This is a genomic window from Pseudomonas sp. P4_C1, from assembly GCF_056402155.1.
Genome location: NZ_JBFUHY010000007.1, coordinates 18892 through 33229 on the forward strand (window position 1 = coordinate 18892; position 14338 = coordinate 33229).

Annotated in this window: 13 protein-coding genes and 1 pseudogene; 9 read left to right on the plus strand and 5 right to left on the minus strand. The window is 60.5% G+C overall.

Features of this window, described 5'->3' with window-relative positions; all coding sequences use genetic code 11:
- Positions 1 to 5: 5 nt before the first annotated feature.
- Positions 6 to 890, minus strand: a complete 885-nt coding sequence (locus AC1DU9_RS07060; RefSeq protein WP_477809945.1) for a LysR family transcriptional regulator — start codon at positions 888 to 890, stop codon at positions 6 to 8.
- Between the two features lie 217 nt (positions 891 to 1107).
- Between AC1DU9_RS07060 and AC1DU9_RS07065 the strand changes: the two genes are divergently transcribed.
- The gene (locus AC1DU9_RS07065; protein ID WP_477809946.1) at positions 1108 to 1872 is read left to right on the plus strand and encodes a sulfite exporter TauE/SafE family protein; all 765 of its coding nucleotides are present in this window, start codon (positions 1108 to 1110) and stop codon (positions 1870 to 1872) included.
- On the opposite strand, the gene AC1DU9_RS07070 is transcribed toward AC1DU9_RS07065, so the two are convergent.
- Entirely contained in the window at positions 1862 to 2176 is a 315-nt protein-coding gene (locus AC1DU9_RS07070) for a putative quinol monooxygenase (protein ID WP_223463580.1), read from the minus strand. The two genes, AC1DU9_RS07065 and AC1DU9_RS07070, sit on opposite strands and share 11 nt — an antisense overlap.
- Positions 2177 to 2338: 162 nt before the next feature.
- Here AC1DU9_RS07070 and mdaB point away from each other — a divergent pair, with 162 nt between their 5' ends.
- From mdaB to AC1DU9_RS07100, 6 genes are all read left to right on the plus strand, one after another.
- A complete protein-coding gene (mdaB, locus tag AC1DU9_RS07075) occupies positions 2339 to 2929 on the plus strand; it encodes an NADPH:quinone oxidoreductase MdaB (RefSeq protein WP_223463579.1) in 591 nt (196 codons plus the stop codon).
- A gap of 66 nt (positions 2930 to 2995) precedes the next feature.
- Positions 2996 to 3907, plus strand: coding sequence for a LysR family transcriptional regulator (locus tag AC1DU9_RS07080; RefSeq protein WP_223463578.1), 912 nt, complete (start codon positions 2996 to 2998; stop codon positions 3905 to 3907).
- Positions 3908 to 4010: 103 nt separating this feature from the next.
- On the plus strand, positions 4011 to 4904 hold the full coding sequence (locus AC1DU9_RS07085) for an NAD-dependent epimerase/dehydratase family protein (RefSeq protein WP_477809947.1): 894 nt from the start codon (positions 4011 to 4013) through the stop codon (positions 4902 to 4904).
- 209 nt (positions 4905 to 5113) lie between these two features.
- Complete coding sequence (locus tag AC1DU9_RS07090) at positions 5114 to 6559, plus strand: SulP family inorganic anion transporter (RefSeq protein ID WP_477809948.1); 1446 nt, start codon at positions 5114 to 5116, stop codon at positions 6557 to 6559.
- Positions 6560 to 6624: 65 nt separating this feature from the next.
- Positions 6625 to 8082 (plus strand): N-acyl-D-amino-acid deacylase family protein, encoded by a 1458-nt coding sequence (locus AC1DU9_RS07095; protein WP_477809949.1) that lies wholly within the window; start codon positions 6625 to 6627, stop codon positions 8080 to 8082.
- Between the two features lie 229 nt (positions 8083 to 8311).
- Positions 8312 to 8680 (plus strand): glyoxalase superfamily protein, encoded by a 369-nt coding sequence (locus tag AC1DU9_RS07100; protein WP_223463574.1) that lies wholly within the window; start codon positions 8312 to 8314, stop codon positions 8678 to 8680.
- A 158-nt stretch (positions 8681 to 8838) separates the two neighbouring features.
- Here AC1DU9_RS07100 and AC1DU9_RS07105 read toward each other — a convergent pair whose 3' ends face one another.
- Positions 8839 to 9702 carry a methyl-accepting chemotaxis protein gene (locus tag AC1DU9_RS07105; RefSeq protein WP_411740723.1) on the minus strand — a complete coding sequence of 288 codons (864 nt, stop codon included), beginning with the start codon at positions 9700 to 9702 and terminating at the stop codon, positions 8839 to 8841.
- Positions 9697 to 10758: pseudogene (locus AC1DU9_RS07110) on the minus strand (methyl-accepting chemotaxis protein); the annotation flags it as partial. The gene AC1DU9_RS07105 and the pseudogene AC1DU9_RS07110, both read right to left, overlap by 6 nt.
- A gap of 259 nt (positions 10759 to 11017) precedes the next feature.
- Here AC1DU9_RS07110 and pmrG point away from each other — a divergent pair.
- Entirely contained in the window at positions 11018 to 11689 is a 672-nt protein-coding gene (gene pmrG, locus AC1DU9_RS07115; protein WP_477809950.1) for a lipopolysaccharide core heptose(II)-phosphate phosphatase PmrG, read from the plus strand.
- A 34-nt stretch (positions 11690 to 11723) separates the two neighbouring features.
- Entirely contained in the window at positions 11724 to 12557 is an 834-nt protein-coding gene (locus AC1DU9_RS07120; protein ID WP_223463571.1) for a phosphatase PAP2 family protein, read from the plus strand.
- Between the two features lie 231 nt (positions 12558 to 12788).
- Here the strand turns inward: AC1DU9_RS07120 and AC1DU9_RS07125 are convergent, their stop codons facing one another.
- Complete coding sequence (locus AC1DU9_RS07125) at positions 12789 to 14228, minus strand: ArnT family glycosyltransferase (RefSeq protein WP_223463570.1); 1440 nt, start codon at positions 14226 to 14228, stop codon at positions 12789 to 12791.
- Positions 14229 to 14338 lie beyond the last annotated feature (110 nt).

Genomic DNA, 14338 nt, shown 5'->3' on the forward strand with positions numbered 1-14338 from the left:
GCCCCTCAGGGGAGAGTCAAGGCGTGCAGCAGGGCCTTGGCATAGCCGGGTAATGCGGCGAAGTCCCGGGCACAGAGCAACAGTTTGCGTTGACCCCAGGGCTCTTGCAGGGCTAGGCTTTTGAAGGACTGTCCACTTGACCTGCGTTCGACCGCGGCCAGCGGTACGATTGCCAGGCCCGCCCCACGGGCGACCATGCGCATCACGCCATCGAAGCCATCGGCGCGGATTCGAATCTGCATGCGCAGGCCGGCGTGAAGCGCCTGCTCTTCCAGATAAACCGCCAGCGCGCTGTTGGCATTCAGGCCAACGTAGTCGTAATGCAGGGTGTCGTTGAAGCTCACTGAGGTCGCCTGTGCCAAGGGATGTTCGCGGGGCATGATCAGCACCAGCGGATCATCGCGGAACGGTCGTGTCTGCAAGTCATCGGTGTCCACCGCGTCGGAAACGATGCCGAGGTCCGCCGCGCCCTGGCGCAAGGCATGGGTGATGCGGGTGCTGGGCAGTTCCTGCAGGTCGATGTCGAGGTTGGGATGGCTGTGCAGGAAATCCGCGAGCAACTCTGGCAGGTACTCGGTGATCGCCGTGGTATTGCACAGCAGCCGCACCTGGCCTTTGACGCCCTGGGCGTACTCGGCCAGTTCCTGTTGCAGGCGTTCGGCCTGTTGCAACAGAACCCGGGCGTGTCGGGCCAGGGCATTGCCGGCCGGCGTCGGGCTGACCCCACGACGATTGCGCTGAAGAAACTCGACGCCCAGCGACGCCTCCATGGCGCGAATTCGCGCGCTGGCCGCTGCCAGGGACAAATGACTGCGTGCGGCGCCGGCGGTGATGTTGCCGGTGTCGAGGATGTTCAGGTACAGGCGCAGGTCGGTCAGGTCGAAGTGCATTACAACAATCTCAAGTTGAATGTTGTCTGGAAGGGCGTCTTCGCGAGCAGGCTCGCTCCCACAGGGGATTTGTGAACGACACATAACCACTGTGGGAGCGAGCCTGCTCGCGATGACGACAGATGCCGCACCCGATTATTCAGCCTCTTGTGCGGAGAGAGGCAACCTCAGTATATGGCAGATTTTCAATCACCCTCCGCGGGCTCACCATAGCCCCATGAATACACTCTCGGCGTTTTATCAAAATCTTGGTTTGGCCCTTTCACTCTTGGTTATCGGCACCTTTGTGCTGGCTGGCATGATCAAGGGCGTGATCGGTCTCGGACTGCCCACCGTTGCCATGGGTCTGCTCGGTCTGGCTATGGCACCGACGCAGGCTACGGCGCTGCTGATCATTCCGGCGACCCTGACCAACGTATGGCAACTGGCATTCGGCGGGCATCTGTCGGGGCTGGTCAAACGGCTGTGGCCGATGCTGCTGGCGATTTTCATCGGCACCGGGGCTGGCACGCTATGGATCGGCATGAGCGGTGGCCATTGGGTGGTGCGGGGGTTGGGGGCGGCATTGTTGCTGTATGCGCTGAGCGGTTTGTTCCTGCCGACTCTGCGCGTGGGTCGGCGCAGCGAACGCTGGCTCGGTCCGCTGTGCGGCGTGCTGACCGGCGTCATCACTTCGGCCACCGGCGTGTTYGTGATTCCGGCGGTGCCTTATCTGCAAGCGCTGGGCTTGAGCAAGGATGAGCTGGTGCAGGCGCTGGGCCTGTCGTTCACCGTCTCGACCCTGGCCCTGGCCGGTGGCTTGCTATGGCGTGGCGCGCTCGGCGGGGGCGAGTTGAACGCATCGCTGCTGGCGCTGATCCCGGCCATGCTCGGCATGTGGCTGGGGCAATCGCTGCGCCAGCGGATCAGCGGCCTGTGGTTCAAGCGCGTGTTCTTCGTTGGCCTGGGTGTGCTCGGCGGCCATTTGCTGATCAGCGGCTAGCGGACGACGGACTGATCATGTCGATGGCGCGGATCTCGAAGTCCCGCTCCAGGTATTCATCGCGCTGCTCGAGGAACTGCTTCATGTGCGGCAGGTTCGAGTGCACGTCGAGGTGGGCCCGGGATTGCCAGATCTCGTAGAAGATGAACAGGGTCGGGTCCTGTTTGTCGCGCAGCATGTGGTATTCGATGCAGCCAGGCTCGGCGCGGCTGGCTTGCACATAGCCGCTGAAAAATGCTTCGAAGGCGTCGGATTTTTCCGGGCGGGTCTTGGCGTGCAGGATGAAGCCCTGGATTTCACTCATCTACATCTCTCCTCAAGTCAGAACTGGCCCAGTCTAAGGCAACAATCGACTGTTGATTCGTGCTTGTAGGTCAAATGAATTTTGCCAAATCGGCGCTTATTCCGCGCGAGGCCGGTCGGTACTCTACCGCCATCCGATTCCCGACCCTTCCCGAGACCTCCCATGAAAAAAGTCCTGTTGCTCAATGGCGGCAAAAAATTTGCGCACTCCGACGGCCGCTACAACGCCACCCTGCATGAAGTCGCGTTGAGCGTGCTGGATCGCGGCGGCGTGGATGTCAAAACCACCTTCATCGACGAGGGTTATGACGTCGCCGAAGAAGTGGCCAAGTTCCTCTGGGCCGACGTGATCATCTACCAGATGCCTGGCTGGTGGATGGGCGCGCCGTGGACCGTGAAGAAGTACATCGACGAAGTCTTTACCGAAGGTCATGGCAGCCTCTATGCCAGCGACGGTCGTACCCGTTCGGATGCGTCGCAGAAGTACGGCAGCGGCGGCCTGATTCACGGCAAGCAGTACATGCTGTCGCTGACCTGGAACGCCCCGCAGCAAGCCTTCGACGACCCGACCGACTTCTTCGAAGCCAAGGGCGTGGACGCGGTGTACTTCCCGTTCCACAAGGCTAACGAGTTCCTGGGTATGACCGGTTTGCCGACGTTCCTGTGCGTGGACGTGATGAAGCGTCCGAACATCGAAGGCGACGTGGCGCGCTATGAGCGGCATTTGGCTGAGGTGTTTGGCCTCAAGGCATGACGCTCGGCTACTATCCGATGCAACGGCCAGGAAGATCGCAGCGCCGATTCGCAAACGAGGACACACGTGAAAGCCAGATCCGATGAATTGCAGGTTTTCGTCTGCGTGATTGAATGCGGGTCGATTTCTGCGGCCGCCGAGCAGGTCGGGCAAACACCTTCGGCGGTCAGTCGCACGCTGTCGCGGCTGGAGGCCAAGCTCGACACCACGCTGATCAATCGCACCACGCGGCGCATGGATCTGACCGAGGAGGGCAAGTATTTCTTCGAACACGCCAAGCGGATTCTCGATCAGATGGACGAGCTCGAAGAGCGCCTGTCCTCACGCCAGCAAACGCCGTCCGGGCGGCTGCGGATCAACGCGGCGTCACCTTTCATGCTGCACGCCATCGTGCCCTACATCGATGAATTCCGCAGGCTCTACCCCGACATCCAGCTCGAACTCAACAGCAACGATTTGATCATCGACCTGCTGGAGCAGAGCACTGACATTGCCATCCGCATCGGCACCCTGACCGACTCGACATTGCATGCCCGCTCCCTGGGTTGCAGCCCGCTGCACATCGTCGCCAGCCCGGGCTATCTGGAAAAGCACGGCTCGCCGCAAGTCGTGGCTGACCTGACCCACCATACATTGCTGGGGTTCACCCAGAACGAAGGTCTCAACCAATGGCCGCTGCGTTATGTGCATGGCGATCGCTGGCCGATCCAGGCGTCGATCAGCGCATCGAGCGGCGAAACCATCCGCCATCTCGCACTGGATGGCCAGGGCATCGCCAGCCTGTCGCATTTCATGACCATCGAAGACATTCGTGCCGGACGCTTGAAAGTGTTGTTGGCCGAATTCAACAGCGGCTATCGCCAGCCGATCAACGCGGTGTACTACCGAAATTCGCAGCTGGCCCTGCGGATTCAATGCTTCCTGGACTTTATCCAGGGCAAATTGGCGGATTATGCGAGCGCAGACTTCAAGGGCTGATTCGTGACTCCTGCGCAAAAGTGAATTGGGTCAGAGGACATTTTTCGACAGTGATCACTCCTTGATACTCCTTGCATCACTTATCAACGCAGGGAGTTTCTCCATGAACGTATTCGTTACCGGCGCTGCCGGTTTTATTGGCGGTTCCATCGCTACAGGCCTGGTCCAGGCCGGCCACAATGTCACCGGCCTGGTACGCAGCGCCGAACAAGCCGATCAACTGTGCGCACTGGGCATTTCTCCGGTGGTGGGCAGTCTGGACGACAGCGACCTGTTGGCCGATCAGGCGCTGGCTGCCGACGCGGTGATCAACGCGGCCAGCAGCGACCATCGTGGCGCTGTGGAAGCCTTGCTCGATGCCCTGCGCGGTTCTGGCAAAGTGTTCCTGCACACCAGCGGTTCGAGCATCGTCGGGGATGCCTCGGGCGGTAAATCCAGTGATGTCATCTACTTCGAAGACAACCTGCCGGAACCGACGGTCGACAAGGCCGCGCGCGTGGCCATCGATAATCTGATCCTGGCGGCGGCCATGGACGGGGTGAACTCGGCGGTGATCTGCAACACCCTGATCTACGGTCACAGCCTGGGCGTCCATCGCGACAGCGTGCAGTTGCCGCGCCTGCTCAAACAGGCGCGCAAAAGCGGTGTGGTGCGCCATGTCGGCCCGGGCCGTAACATCTGGTCCAATGTGCACATCGAGGACGTGGTTGCGCTGTACCTGCTGGCGCTGACTGAAAACGTACCCGGCACCTTCTACTTTGTTGAAAGCGGTGAAGCATCATTCATCGACATGACCACCGCCATGGCCCAGGCGCTGAACCTGGGCGAACCGCAAGACTGGGCGCTCAAGGACGCGGAGGCCGAGTGGGGCTATGAAATGGCCAATTATGGTTTGGGCTCCAACAGCCGGGTGCGCGGTAAACATGCACGAGAGTTGCTGGGCTGGGTGCCGAAGCGCACGTCGGCAGTGGAGTGGATTCGCGACGAGATGGTGTGAGTTTGCTTTAGACCGCGTCACCGTTCATCGCGGGCAAGCCACGCTCCCACAGGTTTTGTGTTGTTCACGAAGTTGGCGAACAACACAGTACCTGTGGGAGCGGGCTTGCCCGCGATGGCGATTTCGTAGTCCCTGCAACTGGCCGCGCCGCCCTCGATTCCGTAACATCCGCACACTCTTTTCTCGTCTCTCCCTGTGTGCGATCCCTCATGAAAGCAAAACGTCTACGCGCCGATGTCCTGGCCGGACTTACCACGTCCTTCGCCCTGTTGCCCGAATGCATCGCCTTCGCGCTGGTGGCTCATCTCAATCCGCTGATGGGGCTTTATGGCGCATTCATCATCTGCACCCTGACCGCGCTGTTTGGCGGGCGACCCGGCATGGTGTCCGGCGCGGCCGGCTCGATGGCCGTGGTGATCGTCGCGCTGGTGGTTCAGCACGGTGTGCAGTATCTGCTGGCCACGGTGTTGCTGGGCGGGTTGATCATGATGGCGTTCGGGCTGCTCAAGCTCGGCAAGCTGGTGCGCATGGTGCCGTACCCGGTGATGCTCGGCTTCGTCAACGGCCTGGCGATCATCATTGCGCTGGCGCAACTGGAGCACTTCAAGAGTGGTGAGGCCTGGTTGAGCGGTGCGCCGCTGTACATGATGCTCGGGCTAGTCGCGGTGACCATGGCCATTGTCTATGTGCTGCCGCGCCTGACCCGTACGGTGCCGCCGGCGCTGGTGGCGATTCTCGGTGTGGGCCTGGCGGTGTATCTGCTTGGCCTGCCGACCCGCACCCTGGGCGACATGGCGCACATTGCCGGTGGCTTGCCGACGCTGGCGCTGCCGGACATCGCGTGGAATCTGGACACCCTGCGGATCATCGCGCCCTATGCGATCCTGATGGCGCTGGTCGGGTTGCTGGAAACCCTGTTGACCCTGAACCTCACCGACGAAATCACCGAGAGCCGTGGTTACCCGGATCGCGAGTGCGTGGCGCTGGGGGCGGCGAATCTGGTGTCCGGTGCGTTCGGCGGCATGGGCGGGTGCGCGATGATCGGCCAGACCGTGATCAACCTCAGTTCCGGCGGGCGCGGGCGCTTGTCCGGGTTGGTGGCCGGGGTGTCGATCCTGCTGTTCATTCTGTTTCTGTCGCCGCTGATCGAGCGCATTCCATTGGCCGCGCTGGTCGGGGTGATGTTCGTGGTGTCGCAACAGACCTTCGCCTGGGCCTCGTTGCGGGTGCTGAACAAAGTGCCGCTCAATGACGTGCTGGTGATCATCGCGGTGACGGTGATTACCGTTTTCACCGATCTGGCCATTGCGGTGCTCTGCGGCATCATCATTGCGGCGCTGAACTTTGCCTGGCAGCAGGCCCGTCAGCTGTATGCCGACAGCCACCTGGAGAACGACGGCAGCAAGCTGTACCGGGTGCATGGCACGCTGTTCTTCGCCTCGACCACACCGTTTCTCAATCAGTTCGATACGGCCAATGACCCGGTGCAAGTGACGCTGGATTGCCGGCACCTGAGTTTTGTCGACTACTCGGCCATCGCTGCGCTGGGCACCTTGCGCGAGCGCTACGCCAAGGCCGGCAAGCATCTGCGGGTGCTGCATTTGTCCGAGCGTTGCAAGAAATTGCTCAAGCGCGCCAGGATGCAACACGACTGAGCGTAATAAACTCGTCCTCGACGAATACCGCGGCGGCGACGATCAGTTACCGCTGGGAGACTGACATGCTGTACGACACGCTGATTCGCAACGCCCTGATCATCGACGGCAGCAACAGCCCCGGTTACCCCGCCGACGTGGCCATTCTCAACGGGCGCATCGAGCGTATCGGCGACTTGCGCGATGCACACGCCAGCGATGAAATCGACGCGCAGGGCCATGTGCTGGCGCCAGGTTTCATCGACGTGCACACCCATGACGACACCGTGGTGATTCGCCAACCGCAGATGCTGCCCAAGCTCAGCCAGGGCGTGACCACGGTGATCGTCGGCAACTGCGGGATCAGTGCTTCGCCGGTGAGTGTGCGCGGCGATCCGCCGGACCCGATGAACCTGCTCGGCACGGCTACGGCGTTCGTTTATCCGACCTTCCGCGATTACCGCGCGGCGGTCGAAGCGGCGAACACCACGCTGAACGTCGCGGCGCTGGTCGGCCATACGGCATTGCGCAGCAATCATCTCGACGACCTGCTCCGCACCGCCACGGCAGACGAAATCAGCGCGATGCGCGAGCAACTGCGCGAAAGCCTTGAGGCCGGCGCGTTGGGCCTGTCCACCGGACTCGCCTATGCCAGCGCGTTCTCGGCATCCACCGATGAAGTGATGCAACTGACCGAAGAATTGACGGCGTTCGGGGCGGTCTACACCACCCATTTGCGCAGCGAATTCGAACCGGTGCTGGAGGCCATGGACGAGGCCTTCCAGATCGGTCGCCATGCACAAAGCCCGGTGATCATTTCCCACCTCAAATGTGCCGGTGCCGGCAACTGGGGGCGTAGTCCGCAACTGTTGGCGTCACTCGAACAGGCCGCGAAAACCCACCCGGTGGGCTGCGATTGCTATCCATATGCGGCGAGCTCATCGACCCTGGACCTCAAGCAGGTGACCGATGCCCACCGCATTACCATCACCTGGTCGACCCCGCACCCGGAAATGGGCGGCCGCGACCTGATGGACATCGCCGCCGAATGGAGTTTGCCGTTGCTGGATGCCGCTCGCCAACTGCAACCGGCCGGTGCGGTGTACTACGGAATGGATGAAGCGGATGTGCGCAGAATCCTCGCGCATCCGCTGTCGATGGTCGGCTCCGACGGCTTGCCGGAAGACCCGTTTCCGCACCCACGCTTGTGGGGCGCATTCCCCCGGGTGCTCGGACATTTCAGTCGCGACGTCGGATTGTTCCCGTTGCACACCGCCGTGCACAAAATGACCGGGTTGTCGGCGGCGCGTTTCGGTTTGAAGGAACGCGGTGAAATCCGCGAAGGTTATTGGGCCGACCTGGTGTTGTTCGATCCGGCGACCATCCGTGATGTCGCCGATTTCAACGATCCGCAGCGGGCGGCGCAAGGCATCGAGGGCGTATGGGTCAACGGTGCGTTGAGTTACCGCGATGGTCAGACCAACGGGCGCAGGGAAGGGCGGTTCCTGGCTCGGGAAGGGGATTTGCGTACGGGGTTTCAGTGAGTTTCGAGGATTTCGCCACAGTGATGGCATATTGAGATTAAAGAATGGCATTTCCAGGCCGAAGGACTGATATCAAACCCGACAACCTAATGCTGTTCAATCATGTAGGAGCGAGCCTGCTCGCGATGGAGTCGAAGGCGCCGCGTTTAGCCAGTCAAAACGCGTTATCGTTAACGACCATCGTCGGAGCGCCGCCCGGAGCCGGCTCGCTCCTACAGGGAGCAACCCGATGAGCTTCGGCAAAACCACTCCGGTCCTGCGCATTTTCAACGAAGCCGAGGCAGTGGGGTTCTACGTCGACTTCCTGGGCTTCAAGATCGATTGGCAGCACCGTTTAGAAGCCAGCTTCCCGTTGTACCTGCAAGTCTCACGGGGTGAGTGTGTGCTGCACCTGTCCGAACACAACGGCGACAGCACGCCCGGCTCGGCCTTGCGCATCGAGACCGACGAACTGGAAGCCTTCCAGCAGCAATTGCTGGCCAAGGCGTATGCGTTTGCACCTCCACAGATCCAGGCCATGCCCTGGGGTAGCCAGGACATGATCATCAGCGATCCGTTTGGCAATCGGTTGGTGTTTACCAATGCGATTTGTGTTTAAAACCGTTCGCCAGTCGCTCAGGGCTACCCCGGCATGATGTGCCAGCAGCCTGCTCCCACAGGGTCTGGATGCTGTGTACAGTCTTTGTGGACGACACAGATTCATTGTGGGAGCGAGCCTGCTCGCGATTGGATCTATCATTTAGCGCTGACTGAACGTCAGACGCGGAAGTGACTGACCATCATCTGCAACTGATTCCCCAGCCGCGCCAGTTCAACACTCGACGCAGCCGTTTCATCACTCGCAGCAGCAGTCTGTTCGGACACGTCGCGCACATTGATGATGCTGCGACTGATCTCTTCGGCCACGGCGCTTTGCTGTTCGGCAGCGGCGGCGATCTGCTGGTTCATCGACTGTATGCTGGACACCGTGCGGGTGATGTTCTCCAGCGACTCGCCGGCCTTGCGGGTCAGGGCCACGCTGCTGTCGGTGAGGGTGCGGCTGTTGTTCATCACCGCCGACACTTGTTGCGTGCCGTTCTGCAGGCCGGCCACCAGACCTTCGATTTCCTCGGTGGATTTCTGCGTGCGCTGGGCCAGACCGCGGACCTCGTCGGCCACCACGGCAAAACCACGACCGGCTTCACCGGCGCGGGCCGCTTCGATGGCGGCGTTGAGCGCCAGCAGGTTGGTCTGCTCCGCCACGGCCTTGATCACGTCCATGACGCTGCCGATCTTGTCACTTTCCCGTTGCAGCACGCTCATGGCCTCGGTGGAACGTACCACTTCGCTGGCCAGACGCTCGATCTGGGCGATGGCTTCGTTGACCACTCTGTCACCTTCACGGGCTTCGCCATCCGCCGCCGCAGCGGCTTGCGAGGCTTCTTCGGCGTTGCGCGCGACTTCCTGCACGGTGGCGGTCATCTCGTGCATGGCGGTCGCGACCTGATCGGTCTCGACCTTCTGGCTGTTAACCCCGGCACTGGTCTGCTCTGTCACGGCTGACAGCTCTTCGGCGGCGCTGGCGATCTGGGTCACGCCGTCGCGGATGCCGCTGATCAGGTCGCGCAGGGTCACGCCCATGCGCGCAATGCCTTGCTGCAACACGCCGAGTTCGTCGCGGCGGGTAACCAGAACGTTCTGGGACAGGTCACCGCTGGCGATGCGATCGACCACCGCCAGGGTTTCGCGCAGTGGACGGGTAATCTGGCGAGTGATGACCACGGCGGCAATGATGCCCACCAGCAACGCCAGCAATGTGCTGATCAGTTGCAGGGTACGTGCCTGGGCGCTTTCGGCGTCCCGGCGGTCGAGCTGGATCTGATACAGCTGATCGCTCTGGGCCACGATGGCGGCACCCTGGTCGGTCATTTCCTTGCGCGCCTGCACCGCGTCTTTGCTGGCGGCCTTGTAGGCCCGCAAGGCGCTTCGGTAGTTGCCCAGCGCAGTTTCCAGCTGACGCAGGGCGTCTTGTTGGGAATCGGCGAAATGCGCATTCAGCGGTTTCAGGCTGGCAATGGCGGCGTCCAGTTGGCCGACGGCTTTTTGCTCGGTCTCGACATTGGTACTGGCGGTGTAGCCGCGCACTTCGTAGCGAGCCAGCAGGAACGCTTCCTTGGCCGCAGTGATGGCCTGGAACTGTTCGAAGCGCTGGTCGCTCAGCGGCATTTGCTGCACGCGGGTGTTGATGTCATTGATCAGCGTGTTGGCGGTTTCGGCGCTGGTGCTCATGGCATCACGGGCGCTGTTGCCGGCGCGATAGGCGTTGCGCATCTTGCCCAGGGACGTCTTGTAGGTGTCGATGACGGCGCCCTGTTCTCTGAGCAGTTTGAGGTTTTCCGGGCTCTTGAACTTCTCCTGCAGGGCTTGCTGCTGGGCCGAGAAGGCGTCGAGGGTGGTCTGCACACTCTGCGCGGCGGTTTCGTCGCCATTGGTCAGCATGTATTGCAGGCGAACGACGCGTAACTTGGTCAGGCCGGCGTTGAGCTGGGTGATGTCGCTCATCCAGTTACTGCGGTCGATCAACCCGCCCAGGCTGGTCCAGCCGGTCAGGGCGAGGACGCAGGTCAGTGCCAGGACCAGGCCAAACCCCAGGCCCAGTTTCAGGTTCACGCTGATGTTGCCGAACCAGCTATTCATCACATTCCTCCAGGAACTTGGTACTTCTCTATCGTCGGTTGGCTGGAAGATTGTTTTTTTTTGGGGCCGCCAAGCTGTGTAAGCAGGATGTATCGGCAGCAATCCCGGGAGCTTAAAGGTTTTTGTTCGGCGGATTCTGTAACAAGGTATTTGCAATGCTTTAAGCTTTTTTTCACATGTCTTTCACCCACCGGCAACGCACGTTTCTTTAGTCTTTCGGGATCTAATGAGGTGTTGCGTGCCGGCGAGGCGGCTTGATGTGGAATTGAGACTGAGTCTTTTCGGGATAAAACGCTCGATCGATCTGAACCGCTTCACCCGCTATCGCAACGCGGCGGTGGTGCTGGCCTCGGCGCTGCTGGTCATCCCGCTGACCGTATTTTTGTTGCGTCCGGCCACCGCACCGGACCTGGCCCACGGCAATTTAGCCGGTGCACAGGCTTTGATGACGGGATGGGCCAAGGGCGACATGATCGTGCTGGTGCGTCACGTCGAGCGCTGCGATCACTCCTCGGCACCTTGCCTGGTCGGCAACGATGGCATTACCGAGCGCTCTCGCAGCGTTGCCGAGAGCCTCGGGGCACAGTTCAAACACCTTGGCCTGGACAAGGCCGATATCTACAACAGCCCGATCCTGCGCACGGCACAGACTGCCAACTTCATGTTCAACAAGGTTGGCACGGGGGAAGACTGGCTAATCATTTGCAAGGGCACCATGCTGCGCGACTCCCTGGCGCACAAAGTGGCCGGGCGCAACCTGATTCTTGTCACTCACAGCGAGTGCATGGAGCAACTGGAAAATGACCTCAATTTGCCGGCATCGACGCTGGGTTACGGCGCCTCTCTGTTTATTTCCGCCGAAACCCCGCAGACTCCGCGCATGCTTGGCTTCATCGAAGCTTCCGACTGGAGCTCGGTGACCACTCGTTGAGCTTTTCCTTCATCTTTCTGAATCAGGATTCACAATGCTGACCGCTTCTCGCTACCGCTTTTACTGGGTGAATTTCGGTATTCCGCTGGCCTGCGCGGTCGTGGTGTTTCTGATGTTCGACATGACCAGCATCGACATCGCTTTCAACAATTACTTTTTTGATCCGGTGACGCAGACGTACCCGTTGGACCATATCCATCTGTTCGAAAAAATCACCCACAAGTGGGCACGGATCATTCCCAACTGGACCGGTGAAATTGCGATTATCGGTGCCTTGCTGTCATTTCTCTGGCCGCGCCTGAAGGCTGAAAAGCACTCGAAAATCATCGCATTCCTGGAAAAAATCAAAGTCGCACCGGTGTTGCGCTTCGCCACCCGGCACCGTCGCGACTTTCTCTACGTGGTGTTCGCGTTTTCCATCAGCACCGGGGTCATTCACTACCTCAAGGGCCACACCAGCGTGTATTGCCCGATCGAGACCACCCAGTACGGCGGCAAACAGGAGCACGTTGAGTGGTATGAAAACTTCGATCTGCTGAAAGTCGCCGGTGAGGGGCGCTGCTGGCCGGGCGGACATGCGTCGGGCGGTTTCACCATGCTGGCCTTGTACTTCGTGGCTCGCCGTTATCGTTGGCGCTATTCCAAAGCGATCATGTACGGCTCATTGACCCTCGGTTTCATCTACGGCACAACGCGGGTGCTGCAAGGCTGGCACTACATGTCCCACACCCTCTGGGCCGGGATCTTTGTGTGGCTGGCGTGTTTGCTGACGGCGCTGGCGTTTTACGGGCGAGCGAGGCTGGAACAGCCGGTGCTCGCCAAAGCGCAACCAGCGGTGCCGGCGACTCAGACTCAACCTGTGAATTGAGTTGGCGTAGAACTGAAAAACCCGCACCCTGAAAGGGCTGCGGGTTTTTTGTTGCCCGGGGAAATGTCAGTGAGTCATGGGTTGGGCGCAGCAAAGATCCACTGTAGGAGCAGCCGGTCGACGTTCGATTGCTCGCGATAGCGGTAGGTCAGTCAGAATCATCATTGGTTGCTCTACCGCCATCGCGAGCAATCGAACGTCGACCGGCTGCTCCTACAAGTGGCGGGTACCTCACTGGGCAACGAAGTAGTAGGCCTGACGCCCCACCCTCATTGTCTTGAGTACCTTCAACGGTGCAACAGGCTCAGTGCCGCCGGAGATCACAGCGACATGATCGGGTGATGCACCCAGAAACTCATGAAGCTGCGACTCGGTATCCAGCCCTTTGAGCACGCTGCGGGTATAGAACACGCTGGCGCCGCCCAATCTTTCACTGGCCTGGTACAGAGCAACTTGCTGCCCGTTGGCCTGCATCGACTGGATCTGTTCGGTCAGCGGCAGGAAGGACAGCGTACGGTCGGCACGGGGCATCGCCCATTGTGCAGCGGTGAAGTAGCCGCAAATGACCACGGCCAGGGTGCCAACTGCCAGACCGTTACGATACCCGGCCATGTGGCCGATCCAGCTCGAGGAACCTTCACGGGACTTCAAGCGCTCGAAAAGGACGCTCGCGTACTCGGCCGCGACCACCGCTGCAGCGGGTGTCAGCGACATCAGGTACACCGTACGTTTGCTCGACGCCAGCGTCAGCATCACAAATTGCGCCAGCAACCACAGGGTAAAGAACAGCAAGTAACGGTTAGCCGCCAGGCTTTTACGAAAATGCCACAGGCCCAGGTACACCAGAATGTTCCAGGGCAAGAATGCCTGAGGTAGTTTGACCAGGTAGTAATAGTACGGCTCGTGATGCCCCGCTTCGACGAAGGAACCGCTGAAGCGACCGACGCTATTGGTCAATAACACCTCGGTCACGGCTTGGGCACCGCCGCGCTGGTACAGCATCGCGAGCCAGATCATCAGCGGTACCAGCCCCAGCAGCGTCAGCAGACCTGGCCGCAGCCAGCCCACGACGTTCAGGCGCTTGTCCATCAGGCTGGTGGCCAGCAGATACGCGAAGATCACCACCCCCGGCATGGCCAGGCCCAGCACGCCTTTGCTCAAGGTCGCGATGGCGATCCCTACAGCAAATAGCAATCCATTGCTAACGCTTGCTTGTCGTTGCCCTGCAAGGAACGCCAGCAACGCGGTGCTCACCCCGAGGGCGAGCAACGCATCTTCACCGACACCGCGCACGTTGCTCCAGTAGCTGGCCATGGTCGCCAGCAGAATCGCGGCCGTCCACGCGACAGTGACGGGCCGGCCGAACCGGCGCAGCATGGCGTACAACAGCAACACACTGAACAGCCCGGCGAATGCAGACGTCAGGCGAACGGCCCACGGCGTACCGCCAAATGCGCGAATTGCCCCGGCATTGAGCCACACGCTCAAGGGTGGTTTTTCCAGAAACGGTTCGCTGAACAGGCGAGGTGTCACCCAGTCATTATCCAGGTGCATTTGCATGGCAATTCCGGCAACCCGCGCTTCGGTGGAGCCTTGCAATTGGTGGTTGCCAAGGGCGAAGAAAAACAACAGGCAACACAGTGCAAACAGCAGTGGGACAGGACGCGACATGACTTTTGGCTACCGGAAAAAAGGAAGGCCGAAAATACAGGCTGGAAAAAAAGTATAGGGAACGATTTCTTAACAAATCGTGAACAACTGCTGTGATCTATTGAGGGTGA